The organism is Pseudomonas sp. ACN5 (genome assembly GCF_002303975.1).
Classification (GTDB): domain Bacteria; phylum Pseudomonadota; class Gammaproteobacteria; order Pseudomonadales; family Pseudomonadaceae; genus Aquipseudomonas; species Aquipseudomonas laurylsulfatiphila.
On record NZ_MRCP01000006.1, the window covers coordinates 165,651 to 185,003 of the forward strand.

General features: G+C 59.9%; 17 protein-coding genes. 9 read left to right on the forward strand and 8 right to left on the reverse strand.

The window, feature by feature from the left end; genetic code table 11:
• Position 1 precedes the first annotated feature (1 nt).
• From rimM to ffh, 3 genes are all read right to left on the reverse strand, one after another.
• A complete protein-coding gene (rimM, locus tag BSF40_RS13440; RefSeq protein WP_008053499.1) occupies positions 2 to 538 on the reverse strand; it encodes a ribosome maturation factor RimM in 537 nt (178 codons plus the stop codon).
• Positions 539 to 543: 5 nt separating this feature from the next.
• Positions 544 to 795, reverse strand: a complete 252-nt coding sequence (gene rpsP, locus BSF40_RS13445; protein WP_007972721.1) for a 30S ribosomal protein S16 — start codon at positions 793 to 795, stop codon at positions 544 to 546.
• Between the two features lie 408 nt (positions 796 to 1,203).
• Entirely contained in the window at positions 1,204 to 2,580 is a 1,377-nt protein-coding gene (ffh, locus tag BSF40_RS13450) for a signal recognition particle protein (protein ID WP_015096705.1), read from the reverse strand.
• Positions 2,581 to 2,790: 210 nt separating this feature from the next.
• Between ffh and BSF40_RS13455 the strand changes: the two genes are divergently transcribed.
• The 5 genes from BSF40_RS13455 to rlmF all read left to right on the forward strand — a co-directional run bounded on the left by BSF40_RS13455 (position 2,791) and on the right by rlmF (position 10,790).
• Positions 2,791 to 3,603, forward strand: coding sequence for an inner membrane protein YpjD (locus BSF40_RS13455; RefSeq protein ID WP_007972717.1), 813 nt, complete (start codon positions 2,791 to 2,793; stop codon positions 3,601 to 3,603).
• A gap of 12 nt (positions 3,604 to 3,615) precedes the next feature.
• A complete protein-coding gene (locus tag BSF40_RS13460) occupies positions 3,616 to 4,848 on the forward strand; it encodes a transporter associated domain-containing protein (RefSeq protein WP_095965482.1) in 1,233 nt (410 codons plus the stop codon).
• Positions 4,849 to 5,109: 261 nt separating this feature from the next.
• Positions 5,110 to 6,426 (forward strand): MFS transporter, encoded by a 1,317-nt coding sequence (locus BSF40_RS13465; RefSeq protein ID WP_095965483.1) that lies wholly within the window; start codon positions 5,110 to 5,112, stop codon positions 6,424 to 6,426.
• Between the two features lie 244 nt (positions 6,427 to 6,670).
• Positions 6,671 to 9,517, forward strand: a complete 2,847-nt coding sequence (locus tag BSF40_RS13470; protein WP_095965484.1) for a valine--tRNA ligase — start codon at positions 6,671 to 6,673, stop codon at positions 9,515 to 9,517.
• 244 nt (positions 9,518 to 9,761) lie between these two features.
• Positions 9,762 to 10,790, forward strand: a complete 1,029-nt coding sequence (rlmF, locus tag BSF40_RS13475) for a 23S rRNA (adenine(1618)-N(6))-methyltransferase RlmF (protein ID WP_095965485.1) — start codon at positions 9,762 to 9,764, stop codon at positions 10,788 to 10,790.
• A gap of 71 nt (positions 10,791 to 10,861) precedes the next feature.
• Here rlmF and BSF40_RS13480 read toward each other — a convergent pair whose 3' ends face one another.
• On the reverse strand, positions 10,862 to 11,143 hold the full coding sequence (locus tag BSF40_RS13480) for an HU family DNA-binding protein (RefSeq protein WP_007905514.1): 282 nt from the start codon (positions 11,141 to 11,143) through the stop codon (positions 10,862 to 10,864).
• A gap of 396 nt (positions 11,144 to 11,539) precedes the next feature.
• Here BSF40_RS13480 and yejK point away from each other — a divergent pair, with 396 nt between their 5' ends.
• Entirely contained in the window at positions 11,540 to 12,544 is a 1,005-nt protein-coding gene (gene yejK, locus BSF40_RS13485) for a nucleoid-associated protein YejK (RefSeq protein ID WP_095965486.1), read from the forward strand.
• The gene (locus tag BSF40_RS13490; protein WP_015096711.1) at positions 12,544 to 12,894 is read left to right on the forward strand and encodes a glutaredoxin family protein; all 351 of its coding nucleotides are present in this window, start codon (positions 12,544 to 12,546) and stop codon (positions 12,892 to 12,894) included. The genes yejK and BSF40_RS13490 overlap by 1 nt, the downstream gene beginning before the upstream one ends.
• Before the next feature lie 107 nt (positions 12,895 to 13,001).
• Here BSF40_RS13490 and BSF40_RS13495 read toward each other — a convergent pair whose 3' ends face one another.
• From BSF40_RS13495 to BSF40_RS13510, 4 genes are all read right to left on the reverse strand, one after another.
• Positions 13,002 to 13,937: a glutathione S-transferase family protein gene (locus BSF40_RS13495; protein WP_095965487.1), complete on the reverse strand. Its 936-nt coding sequence runs from the start codon at positions 13,935 to 13,937 to the stop codon at positions 13,002 to 13,004.
• A gap of 84 nt (positions 13,938 to 14,021) precedes the next feature.
• A complete protein-coding gene (locus BSF40_RS13500; RefSeq protein ID WP_015096713.1) occupies positions 14,022 to 14,306 on the reverse strand; it encodes a GIY-YIG nuclease family protein in 285 nt (94 codons plus the stop codon).
• A 40-nt stretch (positions 14,307 to 14,346) separates the two neighbouring features.
• Positions 14,347 to 14,817, reverse strand: a complete 471-nt coding sequence (locus BSF40_RS13505) for a nuclear transport factor 2 family protein (protein ID WP_015096714.1) — start codon at positions 14,815 to 14,817, stop codon at positions 14,347 to 14,349.
• 110 nt (positions 14,818 to 14,927) lie between these two features.
• A complete protein-coding gene (locus BSF40_RS13510) occupies positions 14,928 to 15,551 on the reverse strand; it encodes a response regulator (protein ID WP_095965488.1) in 624 nt (207 codons plus the stop codon).
• A 474-nt stretch (positions 15,552 to 16,025) separates the two neighbouring features.
• Between BSF40_RS13510 and BSF40_RS13515 the strand changes: the two genes are divergently transcribed.
• Together BSF40_RS13515 and BSF40_RS13520 are read left to right on the forward strand one after the other, a co-directional pair.
• A complete protein-coding gene (locus BSF40_RS13515) occupies positions 16,026 to 16,772 on the forward strand; it encodes a fimbria/pilus chaperone family protein (protein WP_095965489.1) in 747 nt (248 codons plus the stop codon).
• A gap of 92 nt (positions 16,773 to 16,864) precedes the next feature.
• A complete protein-coding gene (locus BSF40_RS13520; RefSeq protein ID WP_095965490.1) occupies positions 16,865 to 19,348 on the forward strand; it encodes a fimbria/pilus outer membrane usher protein in 2,484 nt (827 codons plus the stop codon).
• The last annotated feature ends 5 nt before the right edge of the window (positions 19,349 to 19,353 follow it).

Genomic DNA, 19,353 nt, shown 5'->3' on the forward strand with positions numbered 1-19,353 from the left:
CTTAGAAATCCGCGTCCCAATCCACCTTCATCTCGCCTGCGGCCAGGTCGACGGCCAACACGCATTGCTCGGTATAGGGCAACAGGCGTTCGCGATCATCCAGGCTGCCAGCGCAAGGCTTGACCACCATGACATCGTTCGAGCCGGTCTCCAGCAGGTGATCGATCTTCCCGAACAATTGTCCGAGGGTGTCGATGACCTTGAGACCTTCCAGCTGGTACCAGTAGTACTCGCCGTCGGTGAGTTCAGGGAACAGGTTGCGCGGCACGCAGATCTCATAACCGGCCAGAAGACGAGCTTCTTCGCGATCATCGAGACCCTTGAGCTTTGCGACCAGGAACTTGTCATTCCCGCGTCCGCTGACCAGCTCTACTTGCTTTACATTGCCGTCACGCTTGAGCGTCCAGGTTTTGTAATCCAGCAGGTTCTTAATCGGATCAGTAAAGGAGTACACCTTCACTTCGCCGCGAACGCCGTGAACAGAATAAATCTTGCCGATAACGATCAAATCATCAGCAATGGCTGGCGTCGCGTTCATATTGCTCAGGCCGCAGCCTTAGCAGATTCCTTCAACAACTGAGCAACGCGCTCAGAAGGTTGTGCACCAACGCTCAGCCAGTAGGCTACGCGCTCTTGGTTCACGGACAGACGAACTTCCTGACCACGGGCAACAGGGTTGAAGTAGCCAACCTGTTCCTTGTGCGAACCGTCGCGCGGGTTGCGGCTGTCGGTTACGGTCAAGTGGTAAAACGGGCGCTTTTTGGAGCCGCCAAGGGCAAGACGGATTGTTAGCATGTGAACATCGTTCCTGTAGTCGGTGCTGCAAATCTAAAGGCACAGCGGGCATGGGTGCCCGAAAGGCCGCATATTCTAAGGAATATCCGGACTTTTGCAAATGACTTTTTCCGGCGGTCTATCGGCCGCCATGCAGATTTGCTATAGAGCCGTCGTTGAAAACGGCCGGTCAGCTCCCGCCAAGTGCGGGTTTGCTGTGTATCCCACGTCCGTGTGGGTTAGCGCCGGTGCGACGACCGGCGCGAATTCGTGTGTCCTTTCTCGCCAATACGCTCACATTTTGGCGAGTGACTGGTGCCCTCAGGCAAGGCGCCGCGACGAGTCATAGCCCGCTATGGCGAGGAGCGGCAACGCCGCATGAGGGCACCAGACGCCGCCAAAAGTGAGCAGTATTGGCGTGAAAGGACACTATATTTTTGGCATGCCGCCGCCGGGCAACATACCGCCCATGCCGCGCATCATCTTGGCCATTCCGCCTTTCGCGGAGAACTTCTTCATCATCTTCTGCATCTGCTTGTGCTGCTTGATCAAGCGCCCGATGTCCTGAACCTGGGTGCCGGAACCCATGGCGATCCGGCGCTTGCGCGAACCGCTGATCATCTCGGGATCGCGGCGCTCGGCCGGGGTCATGGAGTTGATGATGGCTTCCATCTGCTTGAATTGCTTCTCTGCCGCACCCTGGGCGTTGCCCATTTGCGCCAGATTCACGCCGCCCATGTTCGGCAGCTTGTCCATGAGCCCGCCGAGGCCGCCCATGTTCTTCATCTGTTGCAGCTGATCGCGGAAGTCTTCGAGGTCGAAGCCCTTGCCCTTCTTCAGCTTTTTAGCAAGCTTGTCGGCCTTGTCCTTGTCGAGGGTCGCTTCCGCCTGCTCGATCAGGCTGAGCACGTCGCCCATGCCGAGGATGCGCGAGGCGATACGCTCAGGGTGGAACGGATCGAGCGCCTCGCTCTTCTCGCCCATACCGATGAACTTGATCGGCTTGCCGGTGATGGCGCGCACCGACAGCGCGGCACCGCCACGGGCGTCGCCGTCGACCTTGGTCAGGATCACGCCGGTCAGCGGCAATGCATCGCCGAAGGCCTTGGCCGTGTTGGCGGCGTCCTGGCCGGTCATGGCATCGACCACGAACAGGGTTTCGATCGGGTTGATCGCGGCATGCAGCGCCTTGATCTCGCCCATCATCTCTTCATCGATGTGCAGACGACCGGCGGTATCGACGATGACCACGTCGATGAATTTGAGTTTTGCTTCCTTAATAGCCGCATTGGCGATGTCGACCGGCTTCTGGCTCAGGTCCGACGGGAAGAAGGTCACGCCGATGTCGTTGGCCAGGGTTTCCAGCTGCTTGATCGCCGCCGGACGGTAAACGTCGGCGGACACGACCATGACCGACTTCTTCTTGCGCTCTTTAAGGAAGCGCGCGAGCTTGCCGGCGGTGGTGGTCTTACCGGCGCCCTGCAAACCGGCCATGAGGATGACCGCTGGCGGCACTGCGCTCAGGTTCAGGTCTTCGTTGGCCGCGCCCATCAGGCTTTCGAGTTCGGCCTGGACGATCTTCACGAAGGCCTGGCCCGGCGTCAGGCTGCGCGACACCTCGGTGCCTACGGCGCGTTCCTTGACCGAATTGACGAAGTCCTTGACCACCGGCAGGGCGACGTCGGCTTCGAGCAACGCCATGCGCACTTCACGCAGGGTGTCTTTGATGTTGTCTTCAGTCAGCTTGGCCTTGCCGGTGACATGGCGCAGCGTCTGCGAGAGACGGTCGGTTAAGTTTTCAAACATTGCGCGATCCTTTCAGGCCCTGTGTAGACCGGGATAATGGCGGCCCGGACCGGACTAAACGTGTGCTCGGCGAGCCTGCGGCGTGGGCAGGTCGCGGATTATAGCGAAGACTGTGGCCGGCGGACACCTCGCCGTCGGGTTGCGCGGTCTTTCGTGTGGCAGGGGTTCTATGCCAAACTCAGCGACTTTCGGGCTTGCCTAACAGGATTTATGCTCCCCTTGTCACCCAGCTTGCTAACGACCCTCGCCGCCGCCTGCTTGTATGCCGCTGCGACCATTTACCAGGGCACTCGCCTGGCGTCCGGCGCCAAGGTCAACAAACGCCTGCTGGTCATGCTCGGCGTGCTCGCCGTCCTGGCCCACAGCGTCAGCCTGCTCACCCACCTGCTGACCCCGACCGGCCTGGCCCTGGACTTCTTCAGTGCCGCCAGCCTGATTGCCGTAGCAGTCATCGCACTGACCCTGCTGGCCTGCTCGCGGATTCCGGTAGAGAACCTGCTGGTCCTGCTGTTCCCGCTTGGGGCCCTGACCGTGATGCTGGCGCACTTTGCCCCCGCCGGCACGGTACAGGTCATCGATGAGGAGCCGGGCATCCTCGCCCACATCCTGCTTTCGATTCTGGCCTATGGCATGTTCACCATCGCGGTGTTCCAGTCCTTGCTGCTGCTGGTCCAGGACCACCAGCTCAAGCACAAGCACCCCTCCGGGCTGATCAAGAACTTCCCGCCGCTGCAAACCATGGAAAGCCTGCTGTTCGGTTTTCTCTGGGCCGGCTGGACGCTGTTGTCGCTGTCGCTGATTTCCGGCTGGCTGTTCGTCGAGAACCTGTTCGCCCAGCATCTGGTGCACAAGACCCTGCTGGCCTGCCTGGCCTGGGTCGTTTTCAGCGTGCTGCTGTGGGGGCGCAATCGCCTCGGCTGGCGCGGGCACAAAGCCATTCGCTGGACCCTGGCCGGTTTTTGCCTGCTGATGCTGGCGTATTTCGGCAGCAAGCTGGTTCGTGAATACATCCTGCATATCTGACGGGCGGCATTAATGGACGACTTGCCCATAGGGCCGATGCTCGCGGTAGTGACCCTGCTGGTTTTATGGTCGGGGCTGTTTACCGCCATCGAAGCGGCGCACCAGCACTTGCTGGCCCAGCGCACCGCAACGCGTTCCAGCGACAAACCGGTGGCGAAACTCAGCTTCCCCCTGGCCAGCCTGATTTTTTGCAACACACTGTGCCGTGCACTCGTGGTGGTCATCAGCACCTTGCTGGCCATTTTCACCTGGGCCGAGAACGGCCCGTGGGTCGCCTGCCTCGGGGCGGGCGCCATGTTGCTGGTGTTTTCCGACTACTTGCCACGCACCCTCGCCGCTCGCTATCCGGATGCGATCCTGGCCCAAGGCAACAACCTGCTGCGGCTACCGTTGAAAATCATCTATCCCGCGGCATGGCTGCTCACCAGCATCAGCCGCTTGCTGACGCGCCCATTCGTCCGTAAAGCCAAAGTGGTGCAACAAAGTGAGGACGAAACGCTGACGGAGCGGCATGCACCCTCCGAAACCGTAAGCCGCCCTCACCCGCTGCCTGGCATCCACGCGCTGGACAACATCACCGTCAATGACATCCTGGTACCGCGCAGCGACGTGGACGGCATCAATCTCGATGACTCCATCGAGGAAATCATCGAACAATTGCGCCACAACAAGCGCACGCGCCTGCCGGTGTTCCACAGTGATATCAACCAGGTCGAAGCCGTCCTCAACACCCGGCACATCCTGCACTTGCTGCCCGATGCGAGCCTGACCAGGGAAGCCTTGCTGGCAGCCAGTCACGAGCCGTACTTCGTGCCGGAAAGCACCCCGCTGCAACTGCAACTGCTCAACTTCCACAAACAGCAGCGACGCCTGGGCATGGTGGTCGATGAATACGGCGAAGTGCTGGGCATCGTCACCCTGGAAGACATTCTCGAAGAGATCGTCGGCGAGTTCGAAAGCCAACACAGCCTGGACAACCCGCACATTCATCCGCAAGCCGACGGACGCCTGGTGATCGACGGAGCCGCGTCCATTCGCGAGCTGAACAAGAGCCTCGGCTGGCACCTGCCCAGCGATGGCCCGAAAACCCTGAACGGCCTGGTGACCGAGGCCCTGGAGACTATTCCCGATAGTGCGGTGTGCCTGAAGATCGGCCGGTATCGCCTGGAAATTCTCGAGACCGAGGACAACCGTGTCACGCGGGTGCTGATCTGGCAGACCAGCTCGATGCCTGTGGTTATCTAAAACCCGACACAAATCCCCATGGCCACTCAAGCCACTTGTTCGATAGTTAGCCACCTTCCTATAATCGAAACGCTTACCCAAGCCTCGCCGGCCCCGTGCTTACCCCGCACCTCGCAGCTTCCGGCCTGTCCACCCGCAAAGCCCGCAACGAACCGACGACTGTTCCTACCTTGAACAGCGACCGTGCCTCCACCCACATCCCTGGGTTCTCGACCATAATAATTCGCTCCACTGGGGCACATGACTGTCAGGGATCACCGCATGACGACCAGCACGACTTACAGCGACTCCACACCTGCACAACCGACGAACTCCGCCACCCGCGTGGCCACTGCAAGCTTCATCGGTACCGCCATCGAGTTCTACGATTTCTATGTCTATGCCACCGCCGCGGCGCTGGTGATTGGCCCGGTGTTCTTTCCGCAGACATCCGGCACCGCCCAGATGCTGTCAGCGTTTCTCACGTTCGGCATCGCCTTCCTCGCCCGCCCCTTGGGTTCGGCCCTTTTCGGCCACTTTGGCGACCGTATCGGCCGCAAGTCGACCCTGGTCGCCTCGTTGCTGTTGATGGGCGTGTGCACCACACTGATCGGCGTGCTGCCGGGATACGACAGCATTGGCGCCTGGGCACCGATCCTGCTGTGCATCCTTCGCTTCGGCCAGGGCCTGGGGCTGGGCGGCGAATGGGGTGGCGCGGCATTGCTGGCCACGGAGAACGCGCCAAAAGGCAAGCGCGCCTGGTTCGGCATGTTCCCACAGCTGGGTCCATCCATTGGCTTCCTGGCGGCCAACGGCCTGTTCCTGACCCTGGCCGTGGTGCTGGACGATGAACAGTTCCGCTCATGGGGCTGGCGTATTCCGTTCCTGCTCAGCGCCGCGCTGGTGATGGTCGGCCTGTACGTGCGACTCAAGCTGCATGAGACCCCGGTATTCGCCAACGCCATGGCGCGCCAGGAACGGGTGAAGATCCCGCTGTTCGAGCTGTTCGGCCAATACTGGGCGCCCGTCTTGCTGGGCGCCGGCGCGATGGTGGTGTGCTACGCGCTGTTTTACATCTCCACGGTGTTTTCCCTGAGCTACGGTGTTGCAACGCTCGGCTACAGCCGCGAAACCTTCCTCGGCCTGTTGTGCTTCGCGGTGCTGTTCATGGCGGCCGCCACCCCGCTGTCGGCCTGGGCCAGCGACCGTTACGGGCGCAAGCCGGTGCTGATCATTGGTGGCGTGCTGGCGATCCTGTCCGGCTTCCTCATGGAACCGCTGCTGACCCAAGGCTCGACCTGGAGTGTGGCGTTGTTCCTGTGCATCGAACTGTTTCTGATGGGCGTGACATTTGCGCCCATGGGCGCGCTGCTGCCGGAACTGTTCCCCACCCACGTGCGCTACACCGGTGCCTCGGCGGCCTACAACCTGGGCGGTATCGTGGGCGCCTCCGCGGCGCCCTTCTTCGCCCAGAAACTGGTGGCGATGGGTGGACTAAGCTTTGTCGGCGGTTATGTATCCGGGGCGGCGGTGCTGAGTTTGATTGCGGTGCTGTGCCTGAAGGAAACGCGGCATAACGATTTGAATCAGGTCGCCTGACAAATTGCTTTCGCGGGCAAGCCCGCTCCCACAGGGTTGGTGTCGATCACAAGATAGCTGTACGACATACAACCTGTGTGAGCGGGTTTGGTCCGGGCGGCGTTCCGACGAAGGGGCCCTCACAGACAAAACACCCACCACAACTTTTCCCCCACCCATTGTCACCTCGCTCTACGCGCATCGGCTCATCCCCGCTATACTTCCCGGCTTTTCCTGAATAAATGCCAATAGGGTCCCGCCGCGCATGGATAAGACCTACCAGCCGCACGCCATTGAAACTTCCTGGTACAACACCTGGGAGTCAGAGAATTACTTCGCCCCGCAAGGCGCGGGCGAGTCCTACACCATCATGATCCCGCCGCCGAATGTCACCGGCAGCCTGCACATGGGTCACGGCTTCAACAACGCGATCATGGACGCCCTGATCCGTTTCCGCCGTATGCAGGGTCGCAACACCCTGTGGCAGCCGGGTACCGACCACGCCGGTATCGCCACACAGATGCTGGTCGAGCGTCAGCTCGAAGCCAAGGGCCAGAGCCGCCACGACCTGGGCCGCGAAAAATTCCTCGAGAAAGTCTGGGAATGGAAGGATGAGTCCGGTGGCAACATCAGCCGCCAGATCCGTCGCCTCGGTTCGTCCGTCGACTGGAGCCGCGAGCGCTTCACCATGGACGACGGCCTCTCGGAAGCCGTTAAAGAAGCGTTCGTTCGTTTGCACGAAGACGGCCTGATCTACCGCGGCAAGCGACTGGTCAACTGGGACACCAAGCTGCACACGGCGATTTCCGACCTCGAAGTGGAAAACCACGACGAAAAAGGTTTCCTGTGGAACCTGAAGTACCCGCTGGCCGACGGCGCCAAGACTGCTGAAGGCAATGATTTCCTGATCGTCGCGACCACTCGCCCGGAAACCATGCTCGGCGACTCCGCCGTCGCGGTGAACCCGAACGATGAACGCTACAAAGCCCTGATCGGCAAATTTGTCGAGTTGCCGCTGGTTGGCCGCCGCATCCCGATCATCGCCGACGATTACTGCGACCCTGAATTCGGCACCGGCTGTGTGAAAATCACCCCGGCCCACGACTTCAACGACTACGAAGTCGGCAAGCGTCACAACCTGCCGCTGCTGAACATCTTCGACAAGAACGCCACCGTTCTGCCGGCCTGCCAGGTATTCAACCTCGACGGCACGCTGAACGAAACCATCGACGGCAAGATCCCGGCCGAATACGCCGGTCTCGACCGCTTCGAAGCGCGCAAGCAGATCGTGGCCGCGTTCGACGCTGCCGGCCTGTTGGTCAGCGTTGACGATCACGCCCTGAAAGTGCCGAAAGGCGACCGTTCCGGCACCGTCATCGAACCGTGGCTGACCGACCAGTGGTACGTGTCCACCAAGCCTTTGGCCGAACCTGCGATCGCCGCCGTTGAAGACGGCCGCATCCAGTTCGTGCCGAAACAGTACGAAAACATGTATTTCTCGTGGATGCGCGACATCCAGGACTGGTGCATCAGCCGTCAACTCTGGTGGGGCCACCGCATTCCGGCCTGGTACGACGAGTCGGGCAAGGTCTACGTCGGTCGCGACGAAGCCGAAGTGCGCGCAAAGCACAACCTCGGCCCGGACGTTGCGCTGCAACAGGACAACGACGTTCTCGACACCTGGTTCAGCTCGGGCCTGTGGACCTTCTCCACCCTCGGCTGGCCGGAAAAAACCGAATTCCTGAAGAAATTCCACTCCACCGACGTCCTGGTGACTGGCTTCGACATCATTTTCTTCTGGGTTGCCCGGATGATCATGCTCACCATGCATCTGGTGAAAAACGAAGACGGCACGCCGCAGGTTCCGTTCAAGACCGTGTACGTTCACGGCTTGGTGCGTGACGGCCAGGGCCAGAAAATGTCCAAGTCCAAGGGCAACGTCCTGGACCCGCTGGACATCATCGACGGTATCGAGCTCGAAGCCCTGGTGCAGAAGCGCACCTCCGGCATGATGCAGCCGAAACTGGCGAAGAAGATCGAGAAGCAGACCCGCGACGAGTTCGCCGAAGGCATCGCCAGCTACGGCACCGACGCCCTGCGCTTCACCTTCTGCTCGCTGGCGTCCACCGGCCGTGACATCAAGTTCGACATGGGCCGCGTCGAGGGCTATCGCAACTTCTGCAACAAGATCTGGAACGCGGCGCGCTACGTGCTGGACAAGGGCGAAGACTGCGGCCAGAACGGCGAAGCCTATGAGCTGTCCCTGGCTGACCGCTGGATCATTTCGCAGCTGCAACGCACCGAAGCCGAAGTGACCCGCCAACTCGACCAGTTCCGTTTCGACCTGGCGGCACAAGCGCTGTACGAGTTCATCTGGAACCAGTACTGCGACTGGTACCTGGAACTGTCCAAGCCTGTGCTGTGGGACGAAAACGCTCCGGTTGAACGCCAGCGCGGCACCCGTCGCACCCTGGTGCGCGTACTGGAAGTGGCCCTGCGCCTGGCGCACCCGTTCATGCCGTTCATCACCGAAGAAATCTGGCAGCGCATCGCACCGCTGGCCGGCATCGAAGGCAAGACGATCATGCTGCAACCTTGGCCAGTGGCCAACGAAACACGCATCGATCAGGCGGCCGAAGACGACATCGAATGGCTCAAGGGCCTGATGCTCGGCACCCGTAATATCCGTGGCGAAATGAACATCGGCCCGGGCAAACCGCTGCCGCTGTTCCTGAAGAACGTCAGCGCCGAGGACCAGCGCCGCCTGACCGAGAACGAAGCCCTGCTGAAGAAGCTGGCGCGCCTCGAATCGATTACCGTGCTGGCTGCCGGCGAAGAAGCACCACTGTCCGCCACCGCACTGGTCGGCGAGATGGAAGTGCTGGTGCCAATGGCCGGCCTGATCGACAAAGGTGCGGAGCTGGCGCGTCTGGACAAGGAAATCCAGCGTCTGCAAGGTGAAGTGCAACGTGTCGGCGGCAAGCTGTCCAACGCCGGTTTCGTTGACAAGGCGCCAGCCGAAGTCATCGAGAAAGAACGCGCCAAACTGGCCGAGGCTGAACAGGCCCTCGGCAAGCTGGCCGAGCAGCATGCGCGGATTGCCAGCCTGTAACGGCGGATCGCAATGAAAAAGGGAGGCCCAAGTGGCCTCCCTTTTTTGTGCGTGCCACTTTCTTACATCTAATGAAGATCTCCTGTGGGAGCGGGCTTGCTCGCGAAGAGGCCGTAACATTCGATATAAATATTGAGTGAAAGTCCGCTTTCGCGAGCAAGCCCGCTCCCACATTTGATTAGTGTGACTCTCAGATGTGGGACAATGCCCGCCACTTTTAGCCATACCCGAATCGACCACCGCCATGACCGCCCCCCGCACACCAAAAGCTGCGCGCAAAAAGCCTGAATCCGCGCCTGCGGCCAAAGCCGCGGCGCCGCGTGAGAAGGCCAGCCTGCACCCGCGCAATCGCCATCAGGGTCGCTACGACTTTCCGGCGCTGATCAAAAGCGCGCCGGAACTGAAGAAGTTCGTGATCATCAATCCGTACGGCAAGGAAAGCATCGACTTCGCCAGCCCGGAAGCCGTGCGGGTGTTCAACCGGGCGCTGCTCAAGTCGTTCTATGGCATCGCTCACTGGGACATTCCCGCCGACTACCTGTGCCCGCCGGTGCCAGGTCGTGCCGATTACGTGCACTTCCTCGCCGATCTGCTGGCCAGTGGCAATGACGGCGTGATCCCCCGTGGCGCCGCCGTGAAGGTGCTGGACATCGGCATGGGCGCCAACTGCGTGTATCCGCTGATCGGTTACAGCGACTATCGCTGGCAGTTCCTCGGTTCCGATATCGATGCGACCGCCATCGCCGCGGCGAAGGCCATCGTTCAATCCAACGGCCTGAACAAGGCGATCCAGGTACGCCAGCAGAGCAACCCCAAGCAGATCCTCACAGGCCTGCTGGAGAGCGCAGAGCGCTTCGACCTGACCATGTGCAACCCGCCATTCCACGCCTCGCTGGACGAGGCTACGCGGGGCAGTACGCGCAAATGGCGAGCCCTGGGCAAAGCCGATCCGAAACGCAAGCTGCCGGTGTTGAACTTTGGCGGCCAGTCGGCCGAGTTGTGGTGCGAAGGCGGGGAAGTACGCTTCGTGACCCAACTGGTCAGCGAAAGCGTGCAGGTCGCCCAACAGGTGCTGTGGTTCAGTACATTGGTGTCAAAGGCATCCAACCTGCCGGCGATCCAGACCGCCCTGAAAAAGGCCGGCGCCCTGGAAAGCCAGGTAGTGGAAATGTCCCAAGGGCAGAAGCAGAGCCGCTTCGTCGCCTGGACCTTCCAGACCAAAGCGCAGCAACAGGCCTGGCGCCAGGCACGATGGAGCAACGCTCAAGCGTAGCGAGTGCTTTATCGCGCCCACAAAAAAACCGTGCCCGGATCGCTCCGGCGCACGGTTTTTCTTAACAAGTCTTACTTGTTAACAGCGTCGGTCAGGCCTTTGGCAACAACCAGCTTGATCACTTTCTTGGCAGCGATTTCGATGGCTGCGCCAGTCGAAGGGTTACGGCCAGTGCGGGCAGGACGCTCAGTCACTTTCAGCTTGCCGATACCTGGCAGAGTGATTTCGCCGCCGTTTTCCAGCTGATCGGCAACGATTTGGCCCAGTTGGTCCAGAGCGTTACGCGCGGTGGTTTTCGGCGCGTCGATAGCTTCAGCGATGTCGGCGATCAGTTGGTCTTTAGTAAGAGCCATTTAGTGTTCCTTCCCTATCAAATTCATATGGATTGCAGAGTGCAATGTCAGCCATCGAGCCCGATCTTCTGGATCTGGCACCCTCGGCCAAATAACCTCGGGATCGGGGTTATAGATACCGAAATCAGGGTTTGGTTCGACCTGACAAATGCTGACTGCACGCTTAACGCAGTGACTTCGCGCAAGACCGGGCAAAGCTAGCACACAGACGTGGAAATATCCGCCTCTAGCTACCCATTTGGTCAGCTTTATTGCGCTAAAACAGGAAAAAAACGCATAAGAACCGTCGGTCGCCTGCCAATTGCCCTTCGCGCCGCGCCAAAACCAGTGGTTGCGGTACACTGAGCGCTTTTTCGGGGGAGCACGCCCTCCTCTCCTCATTCAGCCGAGAAGCCCATGCCGATCCGTCATTGCATCGTCCACCTGATCGACAAAAAACCCGACGGCACACCTGCAGTTCTCCATGCCCGTGACTCCGAACTGGCTGAGTCCGCGGCCATCGAGAACATGCTCGCCGACCTCAACGAAAGCTATAACGCCAAACAGGGTAAAGCCTGGGGCTTGTTCCATCCGGAATCCGGTGCATTTCCGTTCAGCGGCTGGCTGAAGGAGTACTTCGAGGGCGGCCAGGATTTCACGGCGTTCAGCCGCGTGGCGGTCGAGCACCTGCAAAAACTGATGGAAGAATCGAACCTGTCCGTCGGCGGCCATGTGCTGTTCGCACACTATCAGCAAGGCATGACCGACTACCTGGCCATCGCCCTGCTGCACCACAGCGAAGGCGTGGCCGTGACCGATGAACTGGACGTGACCCCGTCCCGTCACCTGGACCTGGGCCAATTGCACCTGGCGGCGCGGATCAACATTTCCGAGTGGCAGAACAATAAACAATCCAAGCAGTACATTTCGTTCATCAAAGGCAAGAACGGCAAAAAGGTTTCGGAGTATTTCCGCGACTTCATCGGCTGTCAGGAAGGCGTCGACGGTCCGGGTGAAACCCGCACCCTGCTCAAGGCCTTCAGTGATTTCGTTGAAAGCGAAGACCTGCCGGAAGACGACGCCCGCGAGAAGACCAAGACCCTGGTGGATTACGCCAGCAGCCAGGCCAAGCTCGGTGAGCCGATGGGCCTGGAGGAATTGTCGGGACTGATCGACGAGGAACGCCCGAAGGCCTTCTACGACCACATTCGCAACAAGGACTACGGCCTGTCGCCGGAAATCCCGGCCGATAAACGCACCCTGAACCAGTTCCGTCGATTCACTGGCCGCGCCGAAGGCTTGTCGATCAGTTTCGAAGCACACCTGCTGGGCTCAAAGATCGAGTACGACGAAGAAGCCGGCACGTTGATCATCAAGGGCCTGCCCACTTCGCTCACCGATCAGCTGAAGCGTCGCAACTGATGCTCGGCGGCGTCCTGAAAAAATTCCTGCTGATCCTGCTGGTGGTTGTGGCTTACCAGAACTGGGGCAAGATCGAGCGGGTCTTCAACCCTTCGCAAGTGGTGTCAGAGCAGACGCAGACCAAGGCCAACGTCGTGCTCTACGCCACCGAATGGTGTGGTTACTGCAAACTGACCCGGCGGTTTCTCGATCAGAAAGGCATTCCGTACAAGGAATTCGATATCGAGAAGGATGCCGTCGCGCGCAAGGATTACGAGGCCCTGGGTGGCGGAGGGATTCCGATCATCGATGTGAACGGGACGCTGATTCGCGGGTATGACCCGGATGCGATTCTGGCCGCGTTGAAATAACCCTGTAGGAGCGAGCTTGCTCGCGAAAAAACCATGGGCGCCGCTGGGCATCCGGTTTTACGCGTTATCGTTCACGATCTTCGCGAGCAAGCTCGCTCCTACAAAGGTCAGATGGCTTCGATACGGAAACCAAACCGCGGGAAGTGCACATGCACCACGCCGCCACGTTCGTCCTTGCGCCGCACAATCAACTCTTCGCTGCCGGCAAACAGCAGCTCTCCCACGACCGGATCAACGCCATAGTCCGTGGCCGCGATGACCACCTGCTGACCCGCCGTGAATCCGTTGGGATCGACGAACCGCTCATCCGGCAATGCCGCTGGCGTGGACCTGCGCGCCACCTCCAGTGCCTCTTCGGACGTCATCTCGCTGGAGGCGCCATGACCAAAGCCCAATACCCGAGCGTGCCACGCATTGACTGCCGGGTAAGCTTCGACCAGCGGAGCCGTCACCGGTGTGGCCTTGAGGAACCAGAGGCAATGGGCCAGGGCAAAGTCGGCAATCGACGGCTCACCGAACAGGAAATCACCCTCTTCACGCTGCAACTGCAGCTCCAGCCGCGACATGATCGTTGGCCACTGATGCCTGGCCTGTTCAGTAGACAATTTTGTCGCGCTACCACCACTGAACAAACCGGCACGGTCGGCCAGAAACGCCTTGATCGCTTCCGGCGATAAATTGCCAAAGCGCACCGCTATCGATTCCGGCTGGAACACCAGGCTGACCGCGTGCTGGAACACAACAGAGTCGGCCCAGGCTGCAAACGACGCGGTGATCATTTCCTGACCTTGCGGAAAGAACGCCGGCAAGGCTTTTTCCTGTTCCAGTCGCCGGGCAATCAATGCCGTATCGCAATAAATATCTGCACCGACCTGCAACACCGGCGTCTTGCGGTAGCCACCGGTCAACGCCGTCAGGTCCGGTTTTGGCATCACTGGCGAGATCTTCACCGAGCGCCATGACAACCCCTTGAAGCCCAGCAACAAGCGGGCCTTTTCGGCAAAGAGGGACGTCGGGTAATGATGCAGAATCAACTCGGACATGCTCGGCTCCGCCGCACAAATTAGGAATCCGCAGCTTAGCGCGCAATCGGTTGGCAGCCTACAGATGTGCCTGATGGGAGCCGATCAACCAGATTGATAAGACGCGACCAGACATTCCTTGGCGCTTTTGCGCAGTTTCTTGATCAGCCGTTCCTGGCGCAGCGCTTCGCTTTTGTCGCGACAAAGTTCGGTATAGACCAGCGCCATGGCCGGGCTGGACAGAAAGAACCGTGCCCCCTTGCCACTTTGATGCTTGGCGAAGCGGCGCACGGGATCATCGCTGACCCCGCAATACAGCGAACCATTGGCCGCGCGAACGAGGTAGACGAACCAGGGCTTGCTGACGGGAGACTCGCTTGGGGTGGTCACGGCACGCTCAAGACTTGAAAGGAAACGAGCCGCGATCTTATCAGCGACCGGCCTGAAATGCCTTCAGCCCCTTCAATGCCTGAGCGCGAACGGCGTTGCGCACCAGTGGCGTCCAGCCCAGCAGCAGACCTTTGAAACCCAATGCCTGTCGTGACCAGGTCCAGAGATCAAAGCTGTCGTGATGCTCGCAAATCCTGCCGTCACGAAAGACGAAGCGCGCCTGGATGTCGTTGACGACGGTGTTGCCGGTCTGGCTGAACAGGTAGGTCGCCACCCAATGGGCGCCACCGGTGCGCCCGTCGGCGTGAACATGATCAAAGGTCAGGGAAAAATCCTTGGCCCGAGTAGTCAGCATGCGCCACATGTCACCGGCATCGCGACCGCGAAGCTCACCGAACGCCGGGTCACTGAACACCACATCATCGGTGTAGCAGGCAGCCATGGCTTCGGCATCCAGGCGCTGGAAAGCCTGGTAGAAACGGGTGATCAAGGCGCTATGGGCTTCACTCATCTGCGGGTTCCCCTGGGTTTGCATAGTGACTTCGAAAGAGTGCCTGCACGATAGTCTGCAAATGCATCGAACACTATCGGCATTCACGACGAAAATAACGCGATGACTATTCACATCATTCCGCTGTCCCGGGCGTAGGAAAAAAGATCAACGTCTGTGCAAACACCTAACCGGTGCATGGCCATTTTCTTTTGTTTACTGATGGTCGACACGCTGCGATTGAAGTGAACGGCGATTTCGCTGACGGTCATGCCACTGGCAAGCATTCGGACCACTTCGTACTCCTTGGCTGACAAGGATGATTCGTGAAACTGATCGCGGGTGTTGGCCAACAGCGTGCGCAGGGACTTGCTGAGGTAATGACGCCCTTCCTGCACCGCATTGATTGCCAGGGGCAACTCCGTCGCCGATGCGGTTTTGGCAACGATGGCCATCACCCCTTGCGCCAGTGCAGCCCTCGCCGTCACCACACTGGTAAACATCGTCACCAGAATGATCGGCAAGGCCGGGTAATGACGCTGAATCGTACTCAACATTTTCAAGCCATCGGCCTGCTGCCCTCCCGGCATGGAGAAGTCGGTGATCAGCAGTTCGCAGGAGGTACTTGAAAGCAGATACATCAAGTTGTCGACACCGTCGGCCTCGCCGACGATCACGCATCGTCGACTGGCGTTGACGAGTATGCGCAGCCCGACACGAACGACTGAATGGTCGTCAGCAATAATGACTCGCATTGTGGGAAACCTCCTGCGGGTGGCGCAAAAGCGCGGAAAGTAGCGTCCTTCCTGCACCGCCCACAACGCCTCGAAAAAAACTCTGACGCCGCGTGCCCAATGTATTCAATGGGCTAACTTTTTGCCCATCTAACAAATAGATGGTTCCTACATTGCAGCGCGCTGAAGACTACGCAGGAGGACCACACTTAAAAAGATTCCTCATCAGAAAAACGCTGCGTAGTACGCAACACTCTTTCATACACGCCCGCTCTCTTTTCGTATTAGTTGCATTCCTCCAACGCCCCCTTGCTCGCTAAGTTGTCGCCTGCCAAGCAGTCCGGCCCCTCTGCCCGGAACTGCGCTCACTCTTTGCCTGACGACCCATTACATGAAGAAGACGCCTACGCCCCTGAGCACTGCCTGCTTGTTCACGGAATCCCTGCGTTACCTGTATTGCGAGCCATGCCAACAGTCTTTTATCCGGGAAATTCAATGAGCGACATCAAGGCAATATTTTTGAAGCAGTTGCGCCGCCTGACCCACACGGGTATCGGTGCGTGCGCGCTGATATGGACCGTACAGGTCCACGCCGACGGCATGGTGCCTGATACCTCCGTGATCATCGTCAATGAAGCCAACGGGGAAACCGCCGTATCCGTGACCAATACCGACGCCAGCCTGGCATTGCTACACGTCACCATCGAAAACATTCCCGAAGACACCGAACCCTTGGTGTTCGTGACGCCACCCTTGGCACGCGTTGAAGCCTCCAGGACACAGTTGGTGCGTTTCATCCTGCAATCGGAAAAGCCCCTGCTCACCCAGCGTTTGAAGCGGGTGATTTTTGAAGGTATCCCCCAAGGCAGACCGGTTTCCGAAGCCGGGCATGCCCGTGTGGGTATGACGGTACGCCAGAACCTGCCGATCATTCTCCACCCCGCTGGCCTGGCGCCCAGCCGCACACCATGGACCGACCTGAAATGGTCGCTACAAGAGGGGCAACTGACCGTACGCAACGAAACACCTTATGTCGTACGCCTGGCTCAGGAAGTACAACTGCTGCCTTCCGGAAGCGCCGCGATGCTACCGCGAACCTACGTACTGCCCGGTGAGCAGATCAGCGTTTCGGTCCCTGCAAAAGCTGCCACCCAGGTTCGAATCTATCCAGCGACGGTCTATGGCTTTGCCGTGCCTCCCTATGACGCGCCGCTCGCCTTCCAGGGCGGACATCATCGATAGCGCCGTGCAGGAAAAAGCAGGCGTCGACATTTCAGCGTGACGGAATCCGAAGCGGATCAAGCCGACACCCTGGCATAACCCAAGTGAATCTCATGAACGCCGTATTGAAATACCGTGATGGCGAAGCCATGCCTGCGATTCGGCCGGCCAGCCCTCCCCCTCATCTGTCGCGAGTCCGGACCGGCATGGTGTTGCTGCTTGGCAACATGCTGATAGGGCTCGAAGCCAATGCCGACGACCTCGATGCTGCTTCGTTGCTGACTTCGTTCGACCAGAAAACGCTGAGTCAACGTGGTATCGACCCCAGTCTCGCAACCCAACTATTGGCCGCCCCTAGCTTCACCGCTGGCCGACATCCGATCACCCTCACGGTCAATGGCCAGCGTCGCGGCCGGGTCGACGTCACGTTCAACCGGGAGGGCGACTTGTGCTTTGACCGTTCCCTGCTTGATGCGGCAAACCTGAGCGAGCCATCGATTCCAGCCAACGACAAAGGCTGTTTCGATGTACTCGCCACCTGGCCGCAGGCCCGAATCGAACAGGATCCGGCCAATCTCGGCCTTTCATTGATAGTGCCCACCCAGGCGATACGTCCGGTGGTCCGGGATATCTCCGGTTATCAAACCGGTGGTATCGCCGGGTTACTCAATTACGACATCAACAGCCTCCACAGCCAATACGGCAATCGATCGAACCGCTACCTCTCAGCCAACACCGAAGTCGGCTTCAATGCCAGCGACTGGATTGTACGCAGCCGTCAGGTACAGAGCTGGCAGAACGATGTGTCGCGCACCACTCACCTGGCGGCTTACGCCCAGCGCACCTTTGCCAGCCACGAAACAGTGCTTCAAGCGGGTCAGGTCAATCTCTACAACCCGGTACTGGCCGGCGCGCAGATCACCGGCGTCCAGCTCATGACGGAGCAGGCGCTCCAGGTCGAAGGCCAAGGCAATCCCATCGAAGGGATTGCCCGCAGCCAGGCCCAGGTCGAAATACGCCAGAACGGTTCGCTGATCCACTCGACCGTGGTACCGGCCGGACCGTTTTCCCTGAGTAACGTACGTCGGCTCGACAGTCGCTCCGATGTTGAAGTCACCGTCAAGGAAGCGGATGGCAGCGAGCAACGCTTCACGGTCCCCGTTGCCATGCTCGGCGTTGGCCTGCCGGCCCCCGGTTTTTCGTTGGCCACCGGCCAGGTACGCAGTCTCGGCGATGCCCGGAGCGGTAACCCCTGGGTGATCAGCGGTGGCTGGAGTGGAGCACTCAACCCGAATGTCCTGCTCAGCACCGGTGCTACCGGCACCGCCGATTACCGTGCCGCGGGCGCTGGCCTGAGCCTGCTGCCAGGGCCCGGCACACAGATCCAGACCACCTTGCAAGCGGCCGACACCAGCACCCATCAAGCCGACAGGGGGCTTCAGGCCGATCTGAATGTTTCGCAACGCTTGGGTGAACAGTGGTCGATCAATGCCGCAACTTCGCACCGGACCTTTGGTTATCGCGAACTGTCGGAGGCGGTGTTTGACACTCGATCGGAACGTAGCCAGTCGCGTTACCGCGATCAGCAAAGCTTGTCACTGACCTGGTCAACTCCCGGGTTTGGAGCGTTCAGCAGTGGCTTCAGCCGCTCAACGACATTCGATGGGCAAAACAGCAGCCGCGCCCTGGCGTCCTGGGGCACCCGGATTGGCGACGTGTCAGTGTCGGCCACCGCGCAATGGCAAGTCAGCGGCACCCAACGTAGCGACGACAGTGTTTACCTGAGCCTCAGCATTCCACTGGGTGAAAGTCGCCGGGCGCGCACCTGGGTACGCCGTTCCGCTGGCGAATACCGCAGCGGTGTCGGCTTGAACGAGCAGATCAACGACCAGTTGAGCTACCGGGTCGGTGTCGAGCACGACACACGAGACAAACAAGTGCAGTCCTCCGCGGGGGTTTCCCTGCTGCCGCGCTACAGCCAACTGGACTTGAACTACACCCGCTCCGATGCCGAACGCTCCAGCTACCAGATGGGCGCGCGTGGCGGTGCCGTTCTGCACGGCGACGGCCTGACGTTATCGCCATACGCCGTACGGGACACCTTCGCGCTGCTTTCGGTTGGCGACGAAAGCGCCATCAAAGTCTCGACCCCAAGCGGTCCGGTCTGGACCGACTGGAAAGGTCAGGCCGTTGTGCCTCAAGTGAGCGCCTATGGGCGCAGCCCGGTAGAAGTCGACACCCGCTCGCTGCCGCGCAACCTCGATATCAACAACGGACTGGCCGTGGTTTCCGCCGGACGCGGGGCCGTCGACAAGGTCGAGTTCGGCGTCACCTTGACCCGCCGTGCCCTGCTCAAAGTCACCACGGACGACGGTACCCCCCTGCCCCGTGGCGCGACGGTAAGCAGCGCAGACGGTGAGTTCATCACGCTCGCTCAAGAAGGTGGATTGGTGTTTCTGCCCAACGCACTGACCACCCGCGACCTGTGGATAACCGCACCAGGGCTGGAGCGCTGCGCGCTGCGTTTCGAACTGCCGGCCAAGGCCAATACCCAGGTGTATTACGAGACCGCCGACGCCCGGTGCCGCACACTTTGAGGATC